The following is a 23580-nucleotide window of genomic DNA, read 5'->3' as shown; positions in this document are numbered from 1 at the left end:
ATTTATTTAGGTTGGTAGACATAATTCCATACCTCGCTCACTCGCTTGCCGTCCTGCTCAATATAAGCACGCATATCAGTGGTTTGATTTTCCGTTGGCTGCATAAAGAAGGTAGCCCGCCACTCTGCGCCATCTGCTACAGGATATAAACGCTGTTGAGATACCGTACCGTTAGCGCTTTGCACTACGAGTTTTGTGGTTTTATCATCAAACCCTTTTGCCTCTGGCGCTGAAAAATCAACGGTAAACTGACGTGTAGTTGCCAAAGACTCATCTTCAAACTCATCACCGGGCAACACTGCGCTACCTTGTCTGGTGCGCTCTACAGTGGCTAATGCGCTTTCAAAGGGGTGTTGCTCTACCGTTTTAAGTTCGTAGGAGAAATACATTGAATCGCCTTCGTTAAACGGCTCTTCTGGTGTCCAAAACGCGACAATATTGTCATGAATTTCAGAGGTAGTCGGAATTTCAACAACCTCTAAACGGCCTTTATCAAAACCTTCTCTAGGCGTAACCCAAAGTCCAGGGCGAATATGATAATTTGCTTCTGCGTCTAGGTAGTTATCCCATTGCCCATCGCGCTGTAACATACCAAAGCCCTTAGGCTTACTGTCGCTTAGTGAGGTAATTTGCAGGCGAGACGGGTTTGTTAACGGTCTGAAAATTTCTTCATCGGCATGAGTTACCATTAATACACCATCGCTATCGTGCACTTCAGGGCGGTAGTCGTCATGACTCTGTTGTGTATTTTCGCCGTACAAAAACATACTAGTAAACGGAGCAACGCCAAGCTTTTCTACGTCTTCGCGAGCAAACAACCAGCTCTCAACCTCAACGGAAGTGTCTTCACCTGGCTCGATAACAAATTTATAAGCGCCAGCGACAGATGGACTTTCCAAACGGGCATAAATGGTAATGGGCTGGCCTGTCTCTGTTCCTTTTTTGCTTGGCTCAACTATCCAAAATTCGGTAAAGTGAGGAAACTCTTCACCTTTAGCTAATGCCGTATCAATGGCGAGGCCTCGTGCAGAAATGCCGTATACTTGGTTTTTACCCACTAAGCGAAAATAAGAAGCGCCTAAGAAAACAGCAAATTCATCTTTGTACTCGTCACTTTTAATAGGGTAATGAACGCGGAAACCTGCAAAACCAGATTTCTCGTCAGTTAATCCTTTGAGGGCTGATGATTGTCCATCGTAGCTGAACATCTCGCTGTCAAAAGCTAAACGCTCAGGGGTATTGCTGCTCCCGATGGTATGAATAGTAACGGGATATTCGTAAAGAAAGCCGGGGTGAAAAAATTGAAGTTCGTAGTCGTTCTCTTTATGCCAAAGGCTTTGCTCTGGTTGAAAACGAATAGAACGGTATGTTTGGTAGTCAATTTCCTTGAGCTTACTGTTTAAGTTGTGATCGTCTTGTTCATAACTTTCACTTGCAGAAGCTTTGGCTGCGTTAATAACCGATTGTAGAACCGGTGACGCTTTCTGCGGCTGATTGCTATCATCTACAGGTGTCGCCATTGCACTTGGTAAAATAACAAACGCAAGAATGCTTGAAACGCAAACCAATGCACGAGGCACTGCACAGCTTATAGATACGTGTTGCTTAACTATATTTCGCATGATAATTGATAATCGTGGCACGGCCATTTTCCTCTCCTTTGGGTAATGGGCTATCGCATCTGCTCTATGTATCTAAGCAGTAGAAAGGTGCTCTATTCCTTTCCTTTGGATTAACGCAGTAAAGGGAAAACTAAAACTCTGCGTCTACTCTCAAATGCAATAACTCTCACAGGAATGAGCAAAACACGTTCCAACGCGTTCAAAAATACAACCAAATATAATAAAAACCAATATTTTCATAACGTTAGGAAGATAAAAAAGATATCAACACACTCAACATGCTCATTTTTCCCAATTGAAAAGCCTTAGCCATCTACTATTTATCATAAAAACTGTTGGTTTTTAGAGACAGTTTTTTCACCTACTATCCACTCCACATCTCTATTCTTTTAGCCAAATACCGATTCACCTCATTAATTGCTTTTATATTTTCTTTATTTTTCATCATGTTAAATATAAAAAGCGTATTAGCTTATGTTTTAGGGGAGAGTTGGCAAAGGCCTTGCAATTTCACTAGTAGGACGAGGATGACACGGTAAAACGTAAAATTTTCATATTTTGTATGTCATCGTCATTTTTTTTCAGTGCACTATTAGGCGTTTTATTTAGACGCATTTCATCCTCTTAGCTAATGCAGTTGAAGGAGCAATTGAGCTGGAACAGACCGATATAAACACGCTTGATTTATGAATTAGGTACTGAACATACTAAGGAGTTATTACATGAACAAAGCAATTTCACTTCTCGCCTCTACTTCTGCAATTGTCGCCTTTACCGCCGCTATTGCTCCTGCAACAGCTTTAGCTGATAAGCCAGACTGGCGCTATGTTGAAGGTGGTTATACAAAGCTAGATTTTGATAACAACGAGTCCTTTGAGCCTGATGGATTTACCGCTAGTGGCAAATACCTTCTTAATAGCAATTGGTACTTAAACGGCGAATACAGCTTTTTTGAAGAAGGTAATTTTGATTTTGATATGATAACCGTTGGTGCTGGCTATCGACTTCCAGTGAATGCTACTACAGATGCTTACTTCGGCGCGAACCTCGAGCGTGTAGACGGCGACATAGACGATGATAATGGCTACAGCGTGAACGCTGGGCTTCGCTCTATGGTCACAGAGCAAATAGAGTTAGCCGGTGAAGTTGGCTATTACGATGTAGACGGTGGTGAAGCAACGATTAAGGTAGGAGCGAATTACTACATTACGCCTCAGTGGGCAGTTGGCGCCAGCTATGAGTTAATTGATGAGCTAGATATTATGCAAGTAACGGCTCGTTACGCGTTTTAAGCCTCCCTCTCCTCAGGAAGGTTAGCCGGGTTGCTCGACCCGGCTTTTTTATTCAGCGCTTTCTATTCACCCGCTTTGTCTTCGGGCAATAAATCTTCTTTACGCTTTATATCCACACTTTCGTGTAATTCTGAATACACCAGTACCGCTTCTCCCGACTTTAAGCCATCGAGTACCTGCTGTACCTTAGTTTTAAATTCAGTTTCTTGCTCGCCGTAATCTGTACCTTCCCGCAGCACAAATGATTCAGCCAAGCTATAAACCGTATCGGCTTCTAGTGCTTCGATGGGAATTATCATATTTGCTCCAATTTATAAATTTCACAGCACTCACCCACAAAGACCTTAGTAGCTGCGGCTTGAGTAGCTGCACGTACTGTCTGTTGGCAGCACTTCGCTGACAAACTGCTTCACCCTTTCATGTAGCCATACTCGAGGATTGAATACAGAGCCTTGCATAAAACCTACATGCCCACCCCGTTCGCTTAGTTCAACGGTTACATTTCTAGCTAGCTCTTCTTCTTTCGGCACAATGAGGTGATTCATGAAAGGATCGTCAATGCTATGCAGTACTAGCGTGCGACAGTGTATAGCGCTCAAAAAGTGATACGCACTGCACTTCTCATAATAATCTTGCGCATCTTCAAAACCATGAAGTGGCGCCGTTATCTTTTCGTCAAACTGCGTAAAACTCGTCATATCGTCAACGTCTTCTTTGGTAAGCTGTATAAGCTTTCGATAGTCAATATATTCCATTTTCTGACGCAGCGTGCTTTTCATGCTGTTTAGTAGGTACTTTTGATACACCCGAGAAAAACCGTGGTTAATCGACTTTGCACACTCCGCCAGTTTCAGTGGCGATGAAATGGCAACAGCGGCTTGAAGCCATTTCTGTGCTGGATTTTCGCCTAACAGCTTAAGCAGCATGTTACCGCCTAAGGAAAAACCAATAGCCACCTTGGGAATACGTGGAAACTTATCGCTAAGCCAGTCTAAGAAAAAGCTAGGATCGCCGGTTTCACCGCTGTGATAGGCTCGAGCGTTTAAGTTAGGTACACCACTGCAACCGCGATAGTGCATCATCACCACCTGCCAGCCATTTACCGACAGCTGTGCCATCATATCGTTGGCATAGTGAGACTTAATACTTCCCTCTAACCCGTGAAAAAGAACAACAATGCCTGCTGTTTCCTTTGGTTTCGGGCCCCACGCCACATCAACAAAGTCATCATCAGGAAGGGTTAATCGCTCCATTTGATAGGCTAATGGCAACCGTTTTTGAATAAAACGTGGCCATATTGTCTGCACGTGACGATTTTTAGCCCACCCAGGAACGGTGAAGCTACTTTTTATTATTTTTCCGTGTGCTCTCGCTAACTTACTCATTATGTCTTCTTATTTTAATGCTTCTTATATCAATTTTCGTCTGTATCATTTCTTCACAACAAAAGCAGCTTAAGGGAGCTGGCTAACAAGCTGACTCACAAGACTTCGCGCCTCGCTGTTTTCCCTAAGCGAGTAAACATTGATAAACGCAGCAATAGACGCATTTAAAATGCGTGTACCATCCCCTGAAGGCTGGACAGACATGCGGTGTACGTCTAATCGATTAAAAGCTTCGATAATGGCTTCTTGCTGCTGCTTCTCGAGCGCTAGCTCTTGCGTTTTTAGCAGCTCGTAAGTCTCAACGCTTCTTTCACAGCTTGCACCACTTTCATCATTAGCGTTAGTCGAACTTTGCACCGTTGTCGAGTGCTTCGGTTTGGCCAACTTACGTTTATTTCTGTGTATTTTTAACTCACTTTCACTTTTCGCTGCTGCCTCAATAATATCTTTTAACTGGGGCAAATTAACGATGATATTGTTTTCTAAACACCAGCACACCAATAAAAGCACATTCACGTTTACCCCATGCTGATCTTGAAGCAGCAACGCTAAAGGGGCTACATCACCTGTGGCATAGCGGCTAAGGCTATATTGCCAAAACATCTCACCATCAATACTAACCATTTGCGATGTCATAAGCTTCCCGGTGTTGTTCTATTTGCTCTTGGGCATCCAGCCATGCCATTTCCTCTTCTTCAATACGCTGCTTCAGTGAAGTCTGCTTATCGAGTAACGCCATAAGCTCAGATTTTTTGTCCTCACCGTAAAGGCTGGTATCTGCCAATGACTCCTCTACATTGGCGAGGGAGGCTGAATGGGCTTCCATATTCTTTTCATGCTTTTCTACGGCGCGCTTCAAAGGAGCGATCTGTTTTCTAAACTCAGCTTCTTTGCGTTTCTCTTCTTTGCGATCGAGTTTCCGCTCAGGCTTACTGATTTGCTCCCCTTGCGCTTCGTCTTTGGCATCTTGATTCGCTTTTGCCTTTTCAGCCGCCTGCTGCTTTAAGATCCAATCACGATAATCATCTAAGTCCCCGGTGAAAGAGGCTACATGACCACTATCCACAAGATAGAAGTCTTCGCACACCGAGCTCAGTAGAAACCTATCATGCGATACCAACACCATGGCGCCTTCAAAGCCTTGCAGGGCGATATTGAGGGCATGACGCATTTCTAAATCAAGGTGGTTAGTCGGTTCATCTAAAAGCAGCAAGTTTGGCTTTTGATACACAATCAGCGCGAGTACCAGGCGGGCTTTTTCACCACCAGACATAGGGGCAACAGGCGCGAGTGCTTCGTCGCCATTAAAGCCAAATCCGCCCAAATAATCTCGCAACTGCTGCTCGGTGGCTTTTGCATCTAGTCGCTGTAAGTGAAGTATAGGGGTGGCATGGGGATCTAAGGTTTCTAGCTGATGCTGAGCAAAATACCCAATTTTAAGCCCTTTGGCTGTATTAAATATGCCTTGCTTGGGCGAATGCACACCAGCCAGCAGCTTTATCAGCGTTGACTTACCTTGGCCGTTTCGACCAAGTAGGCCAATGCGGCTCCCAGGCACCAAGTTAAGTTTCACCTGTTCTAAAACGGTACGGTCGCCATAGCCTAACTGCACTTTTTCCATTTGCACTAGCGGGTTTGGCAGCGCTGATGGAGGCGCAAATGAAAAGCTAAAAGGGCTAGCCATGTGCGCAGGTAGCAGAGTTTCCATCTTCTCAAGCTGTTTGATACGGCTTTGTGCTTGCTTGGCTTTACTCGCTTTGGCTTTAAAGCGTGTAATAAATGAATTCAGATGAGCGACTTTTTGCTGCTGCTTATCATACTCAAGATTTTGCAAGCGAATTCGTTCGGCGCGCTGCGTTTCAAAGGCAGAATAGTTCCCCGTATAAGCCACTAGTTTTTGTTGCTCTACACTGATGATTTGAGCAACCGTATTATCGATAAATGCCTTATCGTGAGAAATAAGTAGCAAGGTACCAGCGAACCGCTGTAGCCATTTCTCAAGCCAAATAACCGCATCTAAATCTAAGTGGTTGGTTGGCTCATCAAGTAATAGTAAATCTGAAGGGCACAACAAGGCTTGCGCTAGATTTAAGCGCATACGCCACCCACCAGAGAAGTCGGTAACGGGGGCAGTAAGCTGTGAGTTGGTAAAGCCCAAACCTGAGAGAATAGTTGCTGCTCGAGACTCTACGTCATAAGCACCTGCCTGTTCTAACTGACCGTGAATTTGGCCAATCTGTACGCCGTCTTCTTGCTGCTCGGCCAACGCGAGCTGCGCCTGAAGCGTGCGCAGGTGTTTATCGCCGTCCACCACATAATCAATAGCTCGCCTGTCTGTTGCCGGCGTTTCTTGAGCCACGCTGACTATTCGCCAGTCGCCAGGCACACTGCAATCACCAGCGTCAACCGTTAACTCGCTGCGCAACAGTGCAAATAAGGTCGACTTTCCACACCCGTTGCTACCTATCAACGCCACTTTATGACCAGGAAATACCTGAGCAGATGCGTCTTCTAGCAGCATTTTTCTGCCGCGCAATAGCGATACATTTGAGAGCTTTATCATGACTTACCTACGTTGGGACAACTTCGGGCGCGTATAATAGCAAAAACTTAAGGTAAAAGCTGATCAACGCACTGTGTTTGGCGGTATAATAAGGGCATCGCATCAAAAGGTATAGATATGTCAAAATCAGTGAGACGCCGCTTTGTCGCTGGCGCAACGTGCCCAAAGTGCAAAGAGTTAGATACAATTTCTTTATATTATGAAAATAATGTGGAGAAGCTAGAGTGTGTGGCGTGTGGTTACAATGAGGCACAAACCGACGAAAAGGTGAGTGCAGTAACAAGAGAAAGTGAAAACGTTATTGGTATATTCAAGCCTCACTAATTCCTGAGACTGGAAATCACACAAATTCGATACAAGGCGTAAATAGGCATTTACGCCTTTTTTATGGTTGGAATTCCTCGTTATATCGTGCAGCTGTCACCACAATCGTTGGCACCATCTCGCATGCCTTCAATGGCTTGATTGTCTTTTTCATCTTTTTTAGCTTGGTTTTCAGCCATCGACTTTTCCACTGAATCAAAGTCAATATTATCGAGTGCATCTATGTCAAATGCATCCATATCAAAATCGCTCATTTCTTTATCCTTCTATTGCTGAACAAGCTCATCACAGCTTGCTACTTAACCTGAATCCATTTAAGGAAGCGTGCAGGCGTTTTTTATTTGATGTAAATTAAAAGTGAGGAGGCGGTGTTTCCTCGGATTCTTTTGCCATATTTGATGGCTCAATAGACTTTACTCTGTCCACAACATGACGAACCTTAAACGACAAATCGTCCAACTGCTTTTGCTGAGAGGACAGGGCATCATTTAATGAGTCAATGGTGTACTCTTGAAAAGCTACTTTGGTTTGCAGTTCTTCAATACTTTCATGGGCGCTGTCTAACTGCGCCTGTAGCGTTGCCATTCGCTTTTCTTCGTCATCGTGTTTGTGGGTCATCGCGGTCTCTATGGTTTTTCGCTGTTTATTGCACGTTGCTACAGCGAGACTGACTTCTGTGACTATCGCTCTCGCTGCCACTCTTCGGCTAAGCCACTGCTGCTTTCTGTGACTATGTTACCATTTGGCAAGAACCCAACGCCATACACAACTGACGTAGGAGGCGATATTGTTTCACGTACTGCAACCTGAATAGACTGAATTTGATCGCCTGTCTCAATATCCCACAGGTAAGCTTTGCGCGAGGGCGCTCCGGTAAGTAAATACTTACCATCTTTTGAAAACTCCACATCGGTAAATATTTTTTGTCGCGCAATGTAATTTAGGCTGCTCACAGGTTGACCGGTTTGCACATTCCAAATTTGCGATTTACTTTGGCTATCGGCGGTAAAGGCAAATCGACCTTCATCGTCTAATGCGACTTTAGTGACTCGAGTGGGATGGGTAAAGGTATGCAAAATTTGTCCGGTTTCTGTGCTCCATAGATACGCAAGGTAGTCGTTGCCACCAGTGAGTGCATACTTACCGTTTGGCGAAATATCAATAGAATTCACTTTTTCTTGGTGCCCCAGAAACTCAAGACGACGCTGGGTACTGGGCTCAAAAAACATCACTTTACCGCTCGAGCGAGCCACGAGTATTCCTCTGCCATTATTAGTAACGGCTACATCTCTTATGTTCGATTCATCAATACGCCAAAACCCTACGGGCTCGCCGGTTTCCATGTCCCACAATGCAAAAGCAACTCTGTCTGCGGTAACAACAAATCGCTTATCTGCACTGATATGCACCGATACCACCAAGTTATTACCTTCGCTTTGATGTCCCCAACGGTACAGAGGTTCGCTATCACCAATACGCCACACATTAATGCCATTATCGACCCCAGAGACAACGGCAATGGTCCCGTCTGCGGAAATATCTGCCGCATATGCACCTTCTTCAACATGACGCCACTGCTTTAATGGCGTAGTATCAGGAACCGTACACCCTACGGATCCGCAAATAGCTGTGATGAGTAATAATAATCTCAGGAACATTTTGGACCTAAACATAATCAAATGGGTTTCGCTTTGTAAACGCTACGTTTAACATAGCACGGATATCGCATCTTTAACTATCGTGCTCACTGCCTTAGATGCAGCAGTATAGACATTGAAGCATGATGATAAAAATTAATGGAGACGTTTTTATGCAGAAGTCGCTCGTTGCCTTATCAACACTAGCTGCGCTTGGACTATTCGCTTGCCAGCCTAATACTTCAGATGAGGCTACAACTACCAGCGCAGACAATGCCAACGCATCTTCTGTTGCAGCAGAAGAAATGACAGATACGCAAAAGCAGGCATACGCAATGGGTGCAAGCATGGGCTTATTTGTCACCAACCGAGCTGAACAGCAAGAGCAACTTGGTTTAGCACTAGACCAAGACGCACTTAAGCAAGGTTTTACTGACGGTCTAAACGACACACTTAAGTTTACGCCAGAGCAAATTCAACAAATTGCTCAACAAGGCGAAGAAATGTTGCGTACTAAGCAACAAGAAATGGCGGCACAAGCGGCAGAGAAGAATATTGAAGCCGGTGCTGCTTACCTTGCAGAAAATGCAGAGCGCGATGGCGTAACCACTACCGAATCAGGCCTACAATACGAAGTGCTTGAAGAAGGTGAAGGCAACAGCCCTGCTGCCACTGACATGGTTAAAGTACATTACCGTGGCACCTTGCTAGATGGCACTGTTTTCGACTCATCATATGACAGAGGCGAACCAGCTGAGTTTCCACTAAACCGCGTTATTCCTGGCTGGACTGAGGGTGTCCAATTAATGAAGGAAGGCGCTAAATACCGCTTCCACATCCCATCAGAACTTGCCTACGGCGAGCGTGCCACTGGAGCGATTACGCCAAACTCAACACTTATCTTTGACGTTGAGCTACTTGAAGTGAAAACCTCAGCAACAGAAGCACCAGCAGAATAAAGCTTGGCGCTTAGGGTGACGTTTTATCACCTCACAAAATGGCACAAGCACTAAAAAGAAAAAGCCGACGCTTAGTACGTCGGCTTTGTTGTTTAGTGAGTCAGCTAATTCCGTGCCTACCATTCCCTATAAGCGAGTGGTGTTCAACCACGTCTTTATCCAATTAGTAAAGTGGATATTTCAATGTGCTAGGTGCCTCGAATCACTATCTAACTATAGTACAAACATTGAGCTTTGCATTTTGAAATGCGCTTTTTCTTGTAACATTTTAGACTTAAACCACCTTGGTTAGACCGTTTTGGCTTAACGCATATGCTCTCAAACGCTCAGGACTACCTTTCGTGCTCAATACCGCTTGAGGCTGTTTTACCGCTCAAGGCTGTTTTACCGCTCAAGGCTGTTTTACCGCTCAAGGCTGCGGCGGCGCTCGGTCTGCAATTTATAAGTGGCGAAATGCTTAAGCAGTGACTGCCCGAATTTATACATTGCTATGCCTGCAAAAATATAGAGCACGGTTTGAGCACTTTCTAAACGAACAACCACATCTAAAAAAGCATAAAATAGCAGTAGCCCACCAGTTAGCAGCACTACAAAACCGAGTATAGTTCCACTCACATTAAGCGAGTCATTGTGAGATTTTTGACGGTAAAGTACGGATAATTTGTTCTGCATAACACCCCCTTAAATTGTTCACTATTTATACTTTGACAAGCGGGTAAAAGATTATGTTCCTCCAATCGCCGCAAATTTATATCCTTTTATTCGTTGAAAATCCTACAACTCTTATTACACCACACTGACGACGTATTTTTACTGTGGGGCTTTTGCTAACCGCCTTTCCAATAATTAAGGATTGGGTTTTTTATTAACACCCACATACAATAGGTAAACATCCACCATTCATTGACAGGACATTGTGAAGACTCCACTTATCACTCGAAAAGGTTACACGAAACTCAGGAACGAGCTCGAGGTTTTGTGGCGTGAGGAAAGGCCTGAAATAACACGCAAAGTTACGTGGGCGGCAAGCCTTGGCGATCGCAGTGAAAATGCTGACTACCAATACAACAAAAAAAAGCTGCGCGAGATAGATCGTCGTGTTCGTTATTTACGAAAATGCCTAGAAAATCTGAAAGTAGTAGACTACAACCCAGAGCAGGAAGGTAAGGTATTTTTCGGCGCGTGGGTAGAAATCGAAAACGAGGCGGGCGAGGTATTAGAACTGAGACTGGCCGGTTACGACGAAATATTTGGTCGTAAAGACTACATCTCGATCGATTCCCCAATGGCAAGAGCCCTTGTAGGTAAAGAAGAAGACGACGAGTTCGTGGTGAAAACTGAGACCGGCATAAAGGAATGGTGGATCAATAGAATTTGGTACGATCCCACCGATAAAATTTAGCATAATACCTATCACACCATTAACTAGCGGATGATCAGACGACTTTTGCCAAATGGCAATGCTATACTCGCCGCTATTATTTCCAATACAAACACTGCACCACGAACATTGGGTTCGGGCAGGTTTCTCGCTTTTGTCAAAAGCGCATCAATAGTATTTTGGGCCACATATGATTATCAATAAAATTGCTGAAGAACTTTCCGTTCAGGCGTCGCAAGTCAATGCAGCAGTAAAGCTTCTCGATGGAGGAGCGACCGTTCCTTTTATTGCTCGATACAGAAAAGAGGCCACTGAAGGGCTCGACGACACCCAGTTGAGAAACTTAGAGCAACGTCTTACCTATTTGCGTGAACTTGAAGAGCGCCGCGACGTGATCCTTCGTTCTATTGATGAGCAAGGTAAACTCACCGACGAATTAAAAGCTAGCATTGGCAATGCTGATAGCAAAACCACCCTTGAAGACTTATATCTGCCCTTTAAACCCCGCCGTCGCACCAAAGGACAGATTGCGATTGAAGCGGGTTTGGCGCCATTAGCCGATTTGTTATTCAATGAGCCTGACACCAACATTGAAGGTGCGGCAAATCAGTACGTAAACGCAGAGAAAGGGGTAGCCGATTCAAAAGCCGCTTTAGAAGGCGCTCGTTTTATCTTGATGGAACGCTTTGCTGAAGACGCAGCGCTACTCGGAAAAGTACGTCATTACCTCACCGAAAACGCGCACCTGAAAAGCGTGGTTGCGCCAGGGAAAGAGAAAGACGCGGCAAAATACAAAGACTATTTCTCTCATAGTGAGAAATACAAAGGGGTTCCCTCGCACCGCGCACTCGCTATGTTTAGAGGTCGTAACGAAGGCTTACTTCACATTCAGATAGATGCAGACCCTCAGCAAGAAGAAAAAGGGCCGTCTCATTGCGAGCATATTATTGCTTCACACTATTCTATTAGCCACCGCGGGCGTTCCGCCGATGACTTTCTCGCGCAGGTTGTACAGTGGACATGGAAAATTAAAATTGGCCTTCATATGGAAACCGAGCTTTTCAGTGCACTTAGAGAGCGCGCTGAGAAAGAGGCCATTGATGTATTCGCTAAGAACCTCAACGACCTGTTAATGGCTGCTCCTGCGGGTGCTAAAACCACAATGGGTCTAGATCCAGGCTTGCGCACTGGCGTAAAGGTAGCCATCGTTGATAGCACCGGAAAAGTACTAGCTACCAATACAATATTCCCTCATGCCCCACAAAACCAGTGGGACAAATCGAGCCGAACGTTAACCACCTTGTGCAAACAGTACAAAGTGGACCTAATTAGTATTGGCAACGGAACCGGGTCTCGAGAAACTGACAAGCTAGTTGGAGAAATGTTGAAAAACAACTCAGATCTTAGCGCACAAAAAATCATGGTGAGCGAAGCTGGTGCATCGGTTTACTCAGCGTCAGAGCTAGCATCAAAAGAGTTGCCAACCCTCGATGTTTCTATTCGTGGGGCAGTGTCTATTGCACGTCGTTTGCAAGACCCGCTGGCAGAACTGGTAAAAATTGAACCTAAAGCGATTGGTGTAGGCCAATATCAACACGATGTAAGTCAAAGCCAGCTTGGCAAGTCACTAGACCGCGTTATAGAAGATTGTGTGAACGCTGTTGGAGTTGATTTAAACACGGCCTCACCCGCTTTGCTAAGCTACGTGTCAGGGCTAAATAAAACGTTAGCTCACAATATTGTGAAGCTTAGAGACAGCAAGGGCGCGTTTTCAAATCGCAAAGCCTTATTAGACGTTGAGCGTTTAGGCCCTAAGGCTTATGAACAAGCCGCTGGATTTTTGCGCATTGTAAACGGAAGCAACCCACTAGATGCTTCGTCGGTACACCCTGAAGCTTATCCTGTGGTAGACAGAATTGTCGATACGGCAGCAGTGGCGGTGAATGATATTATTGGCAATACCGAATTGCTGAAAAGCTTATCTCCCGAAGAGTTTACCAATGACGACTTCGGTATTCCTACGATTAAAGACATATTTAAAGAGCTTGAAAAACCAGGTCGCGACCCTCGTCCAGAATTTAAAACGGCTTCATTTAAAGAAGGCGTAGAAAAAATTACTGACTTAGAGGCGGGAATGATCCTTGAAGGCGTGGTGAGCAATGTAGCCAACTTTGGCGCTTTTGTTGATGTGGGTGTTCACCAAGATGGTCTAGTGCATATTTCGGCGCTGACCAACAAGTTTATCTCAGACCCTCGCGAAGTGGTTAAAGCAGGTGACATTGTAAAAGTGAAGGTGATGGAAGTGGACGTAGCGCGTAAACGCATTTCCTTCACCATGCGCCTTGAAGATACACCCAACCAGTCTCGCGACAATGCAAACGGCGGCGATGCTAATAACGCTAGAGACAGCCGCTCAAAGCAGGATAAGGGGCCACGTTCAAATCAAAATGCGCATAAGGGCAATCAGCGAGGCGGGCAGAATCGCAATACCAAGCCTCAGCAAAATAGTGCAATGGGCAACGCCTTTGCTGATGCACTAGCGAAAGCGAAAAAGTAAGTAAGCACATTCTGTAACGTAAAAAGGGGCTTAGCGAAAACGCTAAGCCCCTTTTTTTATGTTAACTATTAAGCTTGCAGTGAAAGACCTTCACGGGAGGGTGTGTAAGCTTGAGTATAGAGGTTTTGAATGCGACCTATGCGCGCCTGCATGGCGCTACTCTCTTCTGCCTCTAACGACTTTACTTCTGACGCCTGCGCTTGGGACGTGACAGTAGTTTCGTCGAGACGTCTAGTCGGAGTGTCCACCCCTGCACTATCAGTAATTTCATCAATACTCGGTGGGGCAACGTCTACAGCAGGAATAGTAATTTCGCTAGGGTTTAACGCGCTAATACCCTGAGCGCTAGGACCTTGAGCGCCTATGCCTTGATCGCTAGGACCTTGACCGCTAGGCTCTGATTCACTCACAGCGCCATTGGCACTAACACCTGTGACAGAATTAACACCCTCTGCAGCGCTAACATCGCCACTAGACTGTAACGAGTCTCGGTTTTCTTTTGCTATGTCGTTGCGGGCATCAAACGCTTTTTGCGCAGCTTCCGCAGCGACTTTCAAGTCTTGAGAAGAAGGCTGTGCCGGCGCCAATGCTGCTGCTCTTACTTGCTGCATTTTACGCAACGTTTGTTCGGCAGACTGCTCTTCTGAAATATCTATTGATACCTCTCCGCCGGTAACATAACGCTTATTGTCTGGGCCTGTTGTGTACTCGTATTGTGGAGAGCCAGCATATTGACCGCCAGTAGCAGCGTGCGCTTGCTCGTGGGTACGCACTTCTTGATCTCTAGCCTTGAGGTCCTCAATTTTCTGCTTGTCTTCTTCAGTTAGTGAAGGCTGTGCAGATTGCTGCTGGTTTCTTTGCTCTTGCTCCGCGCTTTCTTTGCCTGCACTTTCATCTTGCGCGTTATCTTTTTCTTGGCCAAACACATTTTGAAACGCGGCTTGAAGGTCTGTCTGAATTTGTGGACGGTCGTAGGTGACAGGAGGTTGAGGTAAACCTGGGCTTTTCGCTTTATCAGCTTCAGAGCCTAAGCCTTTTTGCGAAGCACCTTGTTCTGCATCACCGGCTTTCGGAATAGTTTCGCGCTGTACATTATCCCGACGGGCAGACTCAGTGTTCGTATTCGCAGTGGGATACGCTATAGCGGTAAGGATAGGCGCTACAAAATTCACTGATTTACCCTTACGCTAGTGTATCGATAATGGTGCCAACAGTATCATTTGCCACATCGATTACTTTTGCCGATGCCTGTGCATTGAGACTGTTGACGTTGAGCGAAATAAGGTCGGAGGTAATATTAGCGGGCGCTTTTTGTGATGAGTTCGGTAAAGAGCCGCTCTGTGATGTACCGCCTAATTCTTGCTGGCGACCTGCAGTCTGTTGGGCGATATTGGACGCAGCCTGAGTCATACCATCGCTGGCACGCTGCAAACCGGATTGTCCTGCAAAAAACGCAGAATTGAGTGTGACGCCACTTACATCAGACATATACTTCTCCTAACCTCTCATGCGCAATTATTAACCAACAAGAGGAAAAGATAAAGTACTCACAGGAGCTTTCGCACTAAGTCTCTGTACCTGTAGTGAATTTTTGTGCGGCCGCTTTTACCCAAAGCGGCTTAAGCGCGAATTTGATGACGACTACGACGCCCTCTGCTGCTGTAAATTGGCCGCGAAGCTCGTTAATATGTCAGCAGTTTGCTGTGGATGTGAGATAAACGGCGCATGGGAGGCATGAGGCAAAACCACTGTATCGGCCTGCGGATGAAGCTCACAGATTCTATCGATTCCCGCGGTGGGAACAAGGCTATCTAATCGCCCATATAATCGCAGCGTCGGAACCGATATACGACCAACAACCTGCCTTAAATCTTCTTTTGCAAGAATACCCAGACCGCGCTTTAACGCTTCTTCTGCTGGCTCAGGGTAATCTGTAACATGCTCTCTTATTGTTTTGATATCGTTTTTAGCCGTCGCACTTCCCATCGCCTGAATAGCAAGAAAACGCTCTAACGTTTTCCTGTAGTTCTTTTCCAATTGGGCCTCAAACATGGTGAGTAAGTCTTCTGCAATCCCTGGCCAACAAGGCCCGGCACTGAACCGGGGGGTCGACGCTATTGTAATAAGGCCAGCTAATTTCTGCGGCGCATCAATCGCTATTTTTTGCGCGACCAAACCACCTAATGACCACCCTGCCAATACGCAATGCTTAGGCAGTTGTACGCTAATCATGTTTGCTAAGGCCTCTACAGTGTAAGGCTTAGGAAGGTGGTGCGCATTTTCACCAAAGCCGGGCAAGTCGATAGTGGTAACACAGAAGTGATCTTGTAAGTAGGGAATAAAGGAAGAAAACGCACCGCTGTTCATTCCCCAGCCGTGAAGAAGTACTAGGTCCACTCTCGAATCGTTGAAATCAGTACCATGAGTACGGGTGACAAGCGCGTCATTTATCTGCAAACTTTCCATTTTACACCTCTTGTTCGTGAGTCGTGTCGTTAGCGAAAAAGACAATATAGAAAAAGAGCCAACCTTTTGCGATCCACTGAGCTTCTATACAAAGCCCATTGACCAAAATACGTTAAAAAACTGGCGGAGTCTTCGATGAACCTTTCATGTCTACTATGTTATCAGGCAAGTCCTGCGCCAGTGTGTCAATGGTGTGAATCTGATCTCTTTTTTTTTAATGATGACATACACGGGAACAATCTTCTGAAGTTTGGCCCAGTGGGACGCCACGTCACTCATAGGCATTATCACTCACTCTCCATTCTGAGTCTTCATACCTGGCCAATGTCATCCTTAATTCACCAGTTTAAGTTTAATCATTCTCTCGCTGCGGGCAAGATGCTAAACAAGTGGTTTGTCGATAAAAAGCAACACTGCACACTTTCAGTGCCTGATTTACTTCTCCCAGTGCCCATTAGTGCATGGCGTCTTGCTAAACGTCATTACAATCAAGCCGGCGTTATGGCCGAATTTATCGGTAAGGATTTAGGTATTCCTTGTTTGCATCAATGGGCCATAAGAACGGGAGCGAGCAGTCAGCACCAATTATCAAAGTCCCAAAGGAAAAAGAACGCTGAACACGCATTCGCGTTGACACCATATGCGCTGAATGATGTTATCGCTCAAAAGAGTGATAAGTTTGTTGTAGCTATTGTAGATGATGTAGTAACAACTGGAGTAACGGTAGACAGGCTCAGCAGGCTATTGGTACAGCGCTTCCCACAAGTGACAATACAGGTGTGGGCGATGACATTTACTCCACCACCTAAAAGCACCCTATACCAGTCCACATAGATAACTGGTATTAATAAAAAAATGACGGCGTTAACGAGCGCTAACCCCGCCAAGTCTAACATAGCGCTTTTAAGTGCTATCAGCGGATGAAGTGAGACTGATAAATGGCATTTGCTAACATCTTGTTTGTGCCATACCAGTAGCCTCTAAACTGAGTGTTGTCCGTAAACCCTATGACAACACCGCGCCCTAGCTTCTCTGCAATAACCGCAGGTGTTTCTGCCAACAGGGCTACCATCGCTGTATCGCTGAACCCTGCCATTAGCGGGCCTTTGGTGTAACGCGCCGGAGTGGTAAACGGTGAGTACTCATTTTTCACTATCATGTTGCTCGTTTTAAATAGCGGCAGTGTGTCGTTGCTGTAGCCGTAAAACAGTGGATGAGTGGTATCAATATTGGCCTCGTAAATTGCGCCGGCAATCAGCTTTTTAGCATAAAGCGCCGAACTATCACCGTATGCAAGGCTGCTTTCATCATAGGCATTATCCACAACATCGCGGTTTACAACGTCAATATCTAACCAGTTGTTATCAGCAAAATAACGTAACGCAGACTTTTGACCTATGGCAACACCACCGGCCTCTACCCAACGCTTCAGTGCTAGGCCCTGTGTTTCAGAAAAGTCGTAGCGACCGTCAGGGAAGATAATGTGCGTATAGGTAACGCTGCTATCGCGCAATGCGTTTAGCAAGTTTTGTTGCTCTACAATACTCGCTGACAGTCCAATTTTGGTGTCGAAATAATGCCAAATTTCACCCACATCGTATTCACGAGTGCCTTCACCGCCCACAATAATAACCCGCGGCTCTTTGATGGGCGCCATACTGCGGCTGCCTAAGTCACTACCTGTAGGTGTTAAACCGCTTTTTAAGCTATGCACCGGCACCTGCATTTGCTGCGATACTTTCTCGATAATAGCCGCTATATTGGCAGGCTGCTCAAGGCCTGTAGGTACAACAATACTGCCCGCCGGGAGCTCTACCACGCTGTTGTCAAACTTCACGGCTGCAAAACTCTTCTCTGAACTTCTCACCTGAACGCCAGCTTCTAGAAGCGATTGTAGTAACGCAGGAGAAAAATACGGCTGCCATGAGAATGCGTATGCATAGGCATCGCCGTTTATCTCGGGAAGCGCTAGTGCCGCCAGCCTTCCATCGTATTGTGCAGCAGTTGTGCGCGTTGTCCCGCGCATATCGCTTTTTCCTACAGGGGAATAATCAAGATTAAACGCAAGCGCTAAATTCCATGTAGACACATCGTAAAACGTATTATTTTCAAAGGATGTTTGTGTAGAAAAGATAGACTTTACCAAGCGGTATTGAGGCTGCGCCGTAGGTACGAAAATAGCGTTGTTAGCTTTATAACTAACATCGTTAATAGTGGCGTTTTTGGTCATCACATCATAGGTGATACCGTGCTGGTCTAATAGGTTAGTAAACGCCAAAAAGCGTGCGCTATCGTTTGATGCACTTACAACAAAACCGAAAGTGTCATCATCTTTTGCCAACGCCTTGGTGCTATTTACAAAGCCCGCTTGGTAATCAAGTATGGCCGCTTTATTGGCGATTGCGCCTCTAAACGTACTTAGCGACGTTGTAATTTGATTTTCGATAGTATCGCTGAAGGCCAGATCGCCGTTAATAGAAGACTGCAGGTGACCACGCGAACTCGCTTGCTCAAAGAGGATGCCAATGCTGCCATGCAAGTCTGGGTACGTAGAGCCTTTCCCCGCATAAAAATCATCAAACGCTTCTTCGGTAAAATAAAGCTGGCCTTTGGCATCAAATGCCGCCGCATGATGATCGGCAATGGCTTCAGTCAGCGTCACGTTTTCGTCAGGGGTAAGCGGATTTTTGCGCGAGCGCACACCGGGTTGGAAGAAATAGGTGCTGTCGGTTCCCATTTCATGGAAGTCGGTTAATACGTGGGGACGCCACTTGTGAAATTGCTTAATTCGCGCTTGAGACTCCGGATGCGCTAAAAGCAGCCAATCGCGGTTTAAGTCGAACCAATAGTGATTTGTTCTACCTGAAGGCCAGCCCTCGTCGTGCTCTCTGTGATTGCTGTCGGCAACTAACTGTTTGCCCTTATGCATATTTGCCCACTGAGCGAAACGAGACAGTCCGTCGGGGTTGAAAGATGGGTCGAGCAGCACAATATTGTTATTTAACAACTCGTCGATTTCTTCACCTTGACCCGCTGCAAGATAATAAGCGAGGGCAAGAGATGCATTCGCACCTGATGGCTCGTTTCCATGGATGCTGTAACCCATGTAGAAAACAAGGGGCGCATCGCTTGAAGGAGAATTTCCTTTATCTAACACTTTGATGTGCGCATCTCGCATGGCATCAAGGTTATCGCGATTTGACGGCGCAGTAATGGTGAGAAGCAAAAGAGGACGGTTTTCGTGGGTACGTCCGGTTTCCTCAATGGTTATACGGTCAGATTTTTGTGCCAGCATGTACATGTAATTGACCAACTGATCATGACGTACATGCCACTCGCCAAGATGTGCCCCTAAAACCGACTCAGGTGTAGGAATGGCGGGGTCGTAAGTTACCGTTTTAGGTAAATAGGCCTGTACAGGCATTCCGCCTTTATCAGGCTCGATAGTGATTGTTGATGCGCTTGCAGACATGCACACAAGCGAGCCTATCAATAGCGCGGTTATCCGTCGAAGGTGTGTTTTTTTGGCGGTGTTATACAGATTCGCTAGCATAGCGCTTCCCCGTCTTGTTGTTTCATAATGGCATGTTGAAAGTAAGGTTTTAAATATCAACATGTTCTAAATTTTTAATTAATACTTGACTGTTTTAGTCAGGTAAATTTGGTACAATGCACCAAATTTTGAACACTTTTTGAATACTATAGGACTTGCCGATGATAACTATATCAGAAGAAGCCCAGTCTCACTTCGCAAAACTGCTGAGTAAACAAGAGTCTGGCACGAATATTCGTGTATTCGTCGTAAACCCAGGCACCTCGTCGGCTGAATGTGGCGTGTCTTATTGCCCGCCAGATGCCGTAGAGGACACTGACACTAAGCTAGAGTTTAACGGTTTTGATGCCGTTGTTGACGAAGAGAGCGCGCCGTATCTCGAAGAAGCTGAAATTGATTATGTAACCGATCAAATGGGCTCGCAGCTTACGTTGAAAGCTCCTAATGCAAAGGCGAGAAAAGTGGCCGATGACGCGCCTCTTGTTGAGCGTATTAATTACATGATTGAGTCAGAAATCAATCCTCAGTTAGCCAATCACGGCGGACAGGTTGTACTGACAGAAATTACTGATGATGGCTTCGCTATTCTTCAATTTGGTGGTGGCTGCAACGGTTGCTCAATGGTAGATGTTACGTTGAAAGACGGTATTGAAAAGCAAATGCTTGAACAGTTCGCTGGTGAGTTAAACGGCGTACGCGATGCCACAGAGCACGAAGCTGGCGAGCACTCTTACTACTAAATCTGGCGCAGGTGTAACACGTGATACCCACACCAGATATTCACACAAGCTGGCAGCGGTTTAAAATAGGTCTCACTATTTTCGCTGCTGGCGTTGTGCTTCTTTTTTCCATCAGTGATATTCATATTGTCCTTCACTATGTTTCTCTAGCGGTATTGCTCTGTGGCTTTGCTTATTCTATGTGGGGTTATTTGGGCATTTTTTTGCAGCGCTTTGCTTCTTTGAAAAATGCTAAACGGCCACCTGAGGGTTAGGGCTTTGCAGACTTAAGTATCCAACTTTCCCTCATCTTTCTCATTTCCCTTGTCCACCTCTCCTCTCTCATTTTCCTTATCGTAGGGGCTTCGCGCTTGCATTCTTGGCACTTGCATTACTGTGCAGTACGTTGCAATGTACTTAATAACTACCCGTTCACATTTAAATATTAAACGATGAAAAAGTTAGGCCTTATTGGCGGCATGAGCTGGGAATCGACAGTGAGCTATTATCAGATGATAAACCGCGCTGTAAACGAAAAACTAGGCGGCTTTCACAGTGCTAAAATTCTGCTTAGCAGTGTAGACTTTGCTGAGATAGAGCGTTTGCAACGCGCTCAGTCATGGTCCGAAATGGCGACATTGCTGCACGCTGAAGCTAAGGCGCTAACTACTGCTGGCGCAGACGCCATTGTCATTTGTACCAATACAATGCACAAAGTCGCTGATGAGGTGGCAAGCAATTTACCAATTCCTCTATTACATATTGCAGACGCAACTGGCGCAGTGCTCGTTAACGATAGCGTGAAAAAGGTAGGTTTGCTTGGCACAAAATTCACCATGGAACAGACCTTTTATACCGAGCGCTTAAAATCGAATTTTGATATTGAAGTGGTTGTTCCACCGCAACATGAGCGGGACATTATTCACAACGTCATTTATGAACAATTATGCAAGGGCGTGATTTGCGCTGAATCTCGTAAAGCGTATATTGATATTATCGATGGATTTGCATCTGAAGGGGCAGAGGGCGTAATTCTTGGTTGCACTGAAATTGCGTTGCTAGTGCAACAAAGTCACACCGCAATTCGCCTTTACGATACAACTGCAATACACGCTGGGGCAGCCGTCGACTTTGCCGTTGATGTATAGACGTGCTCTAGTATTGGGGGCTTTTAGTTTTAACAGCCTTAGCGTTGATAGATTTGTTTCTGATAGATTTGTTTCGATAGACGGCTTTCAGATAGCTCAGCTTCTCATCGCTTAATTTTTGATAATAAAAAAGGATACACCATGTTTAGCCATTTAATGATAGGTGCAAACGACCTAGACGCATCTAAAAAGTTTTACGATGCCACGTTAGCCGTTTTTGGTTATGACGCCGGCGTTTATGATGAGCACGGTCGCTTATTCTATTTCACGCCAAAAGGGATATTAGCACTGACAAAGCCCATTAATGGAGAAGAAGCGACTCACGGCAACGGCTCTACAATAGGCTTAGCAGCGAGCTCGCCAGAATTGGTTGATGAATGGTTTAAGGTAGGTAGCGAAAACGGTGGCGTAGTGTGTGAAGACCCACCAGGCATTCGCGGAAACGACGACCGCCAGCTGTACCTTGCTTACTTACGTGACCCAACGGGTAATAAACTTTGCGCCACCCATATCATTAAAAAGTAGCGCTCTAATGACTTAGGCGCAGTGAGCATGCTCTCACTGCGCTTATCCTTGCGGCGCAAATCCTTACGCCGCAAATCATATTCAATGCTAGGCTATGAATCACTTTTACACAGTGTGTCGTTAGCTGCTAATCGATAAAAGCTTGCACCTAACGTTATGCCTCTTGCAAACAGAAAGGCAATAAGTGCGTACCACAAACTTGTATTGCCCGCTTGCTGAGTAAAAAACCATATTGGAAAATACACGCCAAGTGCACTAATGACCATAGTATTGCGCATGGACGATGCTCTTGTTAGCCCCACAAATACGCCGTCAAATAAAAAGCACCAGTGCGCCAATATGGGCAGTAGCACCATGAGAGGGAGGTAGGGTAGCGCAGCGTCAACAATATCGACATGTTCCGTCAGCAAACGGATAATCCCGTCGCCAAAAGCATAGAAAACCACGCTATAGGCAATGGCAAACAATGAAGACCAAAATAGCCCTTGATAGGTTCGTCGCTTAATTTCATCAGCGTCTTTCGCCCCTTTTGCCTCACCCACAAGCGCTTCAACGCCATAGGCTATGCCATCTAGCCCTAGCGCAATCAGTACGAAAAACTGCATTAAAATGGCGTTAACAGCGGCTGATGTTTCGCCATATCGCGCCCCTTGAATGGTCAGAAAGGCTAGGCAACCTTGCAATGCCAAATTGCGAATTAACATATCCCCATTGAGCTTCATCAACACTCTGCGCGCCGCGCGGTTGAACCAAACTCGCGCGATATGCACGCCCTTTACTTGATTAAGCGCAAGATAAAGTGCCATCGCCATCATGCTGTACTCAGCAATAACACTTGCAAGGGCGACACCGGCTACGGAAAAGCCTAGCCCATAAACAAAAGCGATATCTAATCCAGCATTTAGCAAATTACCAACTATTTGGATAATCATTACCTGTTTGGTTTTTTGCTGCCCCACCAGCCAGCCTATTAACACTAAATTAAGCATGGCTGCTGGCGCGCCCCAAACCCGAGTACTAAAATACCCATTTAGGTAGCTAGCCACGCTTTCATTTGGCTGAGTTAACGCTAAACCAGCGTGCAGTATGGGCTGCTGTAGTAGCAAAATAACAAAGCCGAGGATGCAAGAAAACGCAATGGTCTGCCAAAGCACTTTGGCAGACTCCACTTTAGGGGCTTCGCTTCCTCTCGCTTGTGCACTTAAGCCTGTGGAAGACATACGTAAAAAGCCACAAACCCAGTAAATTTGAGTAAGAATAAGCGCACCGATAGATGCCCCTGCTAGCATTGCAGGTATTTGCATATGGCCTAATACTGCGGTGTCGACTAAACCCAGAAGCGGTGTGGTAATATTGGCCAAGATCATGGGCAGCGCAAGCGCAAGCAAACGTGTATGATCAAACCATAACGGTTTTGGCTGTTTGGTGGCAATTGACATCAAGGCTCTC

Annotated in this window: 24 protein-coding genes; 10 read left to right on the top strand and 14 right to left on the bottom strand. The window is 45.6% G+C overall.

Going from position 1 to position 23580, the window contains the following annotated elements:
* Positions 1-2: 2 nt before the first annotated feature.
* Complete coding sequence (locus tag O9X84_RS03270) at positions 3-1622, bottom strand: glucan biosynthesis protein G (RefSeq protein ID WP_442864503.1); 1620 nt, start codon at positions 1620-1622, stop codon at positions 3-5.
* A 722-nt stretch (positions 1623-2344) separates the two neighbouring features.
* On the opposite strand from O9X84_RS03270, the gene O9X84_RS03265 reads away from it, so the two are divergent.
* Entirely contained in the window at positions 2345-2914 is a 570-nt protein-coding gene (locus O9X84_RS03265) for an outer membrane beta-barrel protein (protein WP_269518126.1), read from the top strand.
* A gap of 62 nt (positions 2915-2976) precedes the next feature.
* Here O9X84_RS03265 and O9X84_RS03260 read toward each other — a convergent pair whose 3' ends face one another.
* From O9X84_RS03260 to O9X84_RS03245, 4 genes are all read right to left on the bottom strand, one after another.
* Positions 2977-3213, bottom strand: a complete 237-nt coding sequence (locus O9X84_RS03260; protein ID WP_269518125.1) for a YheU family protein — start codon at positions 3211-3213, stop codon at positions 2977-2979.
* Between the two features lie 45 nt (positions 3214-3258).
* Positions 3259-4299 (bottom strand): hydrolase, encoded by a 1041-nt coding sequence (locus O9X84_RS03255; protein ID WP_269518124.1) that lies wholly within the window; start codon positions 4297-4299, stop codon positions 3259-3261.
* Between the two features lie 69 nt (positions 4300-4368).
* On the bottom strand, positions 4369-4935 hold the full coding sequence (locus O9X84_RS03250; RefSeq protein ID WP_269518123.1) for a TIGR02444 family protein: 567 nt from the start codon (positions 4933-4935) through the stop codon (positions 4369-4371).
* A complete protein-coding gene (locus tag O9X84_RS03245) occupies positions 4916-6862 on the bottom strand; it encodes an ATP-binding cassette domain-containing protein (RefSeq protein ID WP_269518122.1) in 1947 nt (648 codons plus the stop codon). Before O9X84_RS03245 ends, O9X84_RS03250 begins: the two co-directional genes overlap by 20 nt.
* A 117-nt stretch (positions 6863-6979) precedes the next feature.
* Between O9X84_RS03245 and O9X84_RS03240 the strand changes: the two genes are divergently transcribed.
* Complete coding sequence (locus tag O9X84_RS03240; protein ID WP_269518120.1) at positions 6980-7186, top strand: YheV family putative zinc ribbon protein; 207 nt, start codon at positions 6980-6982, stop codon at positions 7184-7186.
* Between the two features lie 80 nt (positions 7187-7266).
* Here O9X84_RS03240 and O9X84_RS03235 read toward each other — a convergent pair whose 3' ends face one another.
* The 3 genes from O9X84_RS03235 to O9X84_RS03225 form a co-directional block, all read right to left on the bottom strand.
* Positions 7267-7440 (bottom strand): hypothetical protein, encoded by a 174-nt coding sequence (locus O9X84_RS03235; RefSeq protein WP_200883155.1) that lies wholly within the window; start codon positions 7438-7440, stop codon positions 7267-7269.
* Between the two features lie 97 nt (positions 7441-7537).
* Positions 7538-7771, bottom strand: coding sequence for a SlyX family protein (locus O9X84_RS03230; protein ID WP_269518394.1), 234 nt, complete (start codon positions 7769-7771; stop codon positions 7538-7540).
* Positions 7772-7866: 95 nt separating this feature from the next.
* Positions 7867-8844, bottom strand: a complete 978-nt coding sequence (locus O9X84_RS03225; RefSeq protein ID WP_269518118.1) for a WD40 repeat domain-containing protein — start codon at positions 8842-8844, stop codon at positions 7867-7869.
* A 152-nt stretch (positions 8845-8996) separates the two neighbouring features.
* On the opposite strand from O9X84_RS03225, the gene fkpA reads away from it, so the two are divergent.
* Positions 8997-9782, top strand: a complete 786-nt coding sequence (gene fkpA, locus O9X84_RS03220) for an FKBP-type peptidyl-prolyl cis-trans isomerase (RefSeq protein WP_269518117.1) — start codon at positions 8997-8999, stop codon at positions 9780-9782.
* 402 nt (positions 9783-10184) lie between these two features.
* Here fkpA and O9X84_RS03215 read toward each other — a convergent pair whose 3' ends face one another.
* On the bottom strand, positions 10185-10454 hold the full coding sequence (locus tag O9X84_RS03215; protein WP_269518116.1) for a hypothetical protein: 270 nt from the start codon (positions 10452-10454) through the stop codon (positions 10185-10187).
* A 244-nt stretch (positions 10455-10698) separates the two neighbouring features.
* Between O9X84_RS03215 and greB the strand changes: the two genes are divergently transcribed.
* Positions 10699-11184, top strand: a complete 486-nt coding sequence (greB, locus tag O9X84_RS03210; RefSeq protein WP_269518115.1) for a transcription elongation factor GreB — start codon at positions 10699-10701, stop codon at positions 11182-11184.
* Between the two features lie 169 nt (positions 11185-11353).
* Positions 11354-13720 carry a Tex family protein gene (locus tag O9X84_RS03205; RefSeq protein ID WP_269518114.1) on the top strand — a complete coding sequence of 789 codons (2367 nt, stop codon included), beginning with the start codon at positions 11354-11356 and terminating at the stop codon, positions 13718-13720.
* Between the two features lie 68 nt (positions 13721-13788).
* Here the strand turns inward: O9X84_RS03205 and O9X84_RS03200 are convergent, their stop codons facing one another.
* From O9X84_RS03200 to bioH, 3 genes are all read right to left on the bottom strand, one after another.
* Complete coding sequence (locus tag O9X84_RS03200) at positions 13789-14892, bottom strand: putative metalloprotease CJM1_0395 family protein (RefSeq protein WP_269518113.1); 1104 nt, start codon at positions 14890-14892, stop codon at positions 13789-13791.
* Between the two features lie 10 nt (positions 14893-14902).
* Entirely contained in the window at positions 14903-15208 is a 306-nt protein-coding gene (locus O9X84_RS03195; protein ID WP_269518112.1) for a hypothetical protein, read from the bottom strand.
* Positions 15209-15361: 153 nt separating this feature from the next.
* Positions 15362-16186 carry a pimeloyl-ACP methyl ester esterase BioH gene (gene bioH, locus O9X84_RS03190; RefSeq protein ID WP_269518111.1) on the bottom strand — a complete coding sequence of 275 codons (825 nt, stop codon included), beginning with the start codon at positions 16184-16186 and terminating at the stop codon, positions 15362-15364.
* A 135-nt stretch (positions 16187-16321) separates the two neighbouring features.
* Here bioH and O9X84_RS03185 point away from each other — a divergent pair, with 135 nt between their 5' ends.
* Positions 16322-17020: a ComF family protein gene (locus O9X84_RS03185; protein WP_269518110.1), complete on the top strand. Its 699-nt coding sequence runs from the start codon at positions 16322-16324 to the stop codon at positions 17018-17020.
* Positions 17021-17099: 79 nt separating this feature from the next.
* On the opposite strand, the gene O9X84_RS03180 is transcribed toward O9X84_RS03185, so the two are convergent.
* A complete protein-coding gene (locus O9X84_RS03180) occupies positions 17100-19739 on the bottom strand; it encodes a M14 family zinc carboxypeptidase (protein WP_269518109.1) in 2640 nt (879 codons plus the stop codon).
* 161 nt (positions 19740-19900) lie between these two features.
* Between O9X84_RS03180 and nfuA the strand changes: the two genes are divergently transcribed.
* The 4 genes from nfuA (at position 19901) to O9X84_RS03160 (ending at position 22131) form a co-directional block, all read left to right on the top strand.
* A complete protein-coding gene (nfuA, locus tag O9X84_RS03175; RefSeq protein ID WP_163106077.1) occupies positions 19901-20479 on the top strand; it encodes a Fe-S biogenesis protein NfuA in 579 nt (192 codons plus the stop codon).
* A gap of 20 nt (positions 20480-20499) precedes the next feature.
* On the top strand, positions 20500-20733 hold the full coding sequence (locus O9X84_RS03170) for a hypothetical protein (RefSeq protein ID WP_269518108.1): 234 nt from the start codon (positions 20500-20502) through the stop codon (positions 20731-20733).
* Between the two features lie 177 nt (positions 20734-20910).
* Complete coding sequence (locus O9X84_RS03165; RefSeq protein ID WP_269518107.1) at positions 20911-21606, top strand: aspartate/glutamate racemase family protein; 696 nt, start codon at positions 20911-20913, stop codon at positions 21604-21606.
* A 141-nt stretch (positions 21607-21747) separates the two neighbouring features.
* Positions 21748-22131: a VOC family protein gene (locus tag O9X84_RS03160; protein ID WP_032095298.1), complete on the top strand. Its 384-nt coding sequence runs from the start codon at positions 21748-21750 to the stop codon at positions 22129-22131.
* Between the two features lie 92 nt (positions 22132-22223).
* Here O9X84_RS03160 and O9X84_RS03155 read toward each other — a convergent pair whose 3' ends face one another.
* Positions 22224-23570, bottom strand: coding sequence for an MATE family efflux transporter (locus tag O9X84_RS03155; RefSeq protein ID WP_269518106.1), 1347 nt, complete (start codon positions 23568-23570; stop codon positions 22224-22226).
* Between the last annotated feature and the right edge of the window lie 10 nt (positions 23571-23580).

Origin of the sequence: Alteromonas sp. BMJM2 (assembly GCF_027257845.1) — a bacterium.
Lineage (GTDB): Bacteria > Pseudomonadota > Gammaproteobacteria > Enterobacterales > Alteromonadaceae > Alteromonas.
This window is presented reverse-complemented; position numbering and strand designations above follow the sequence as displayed.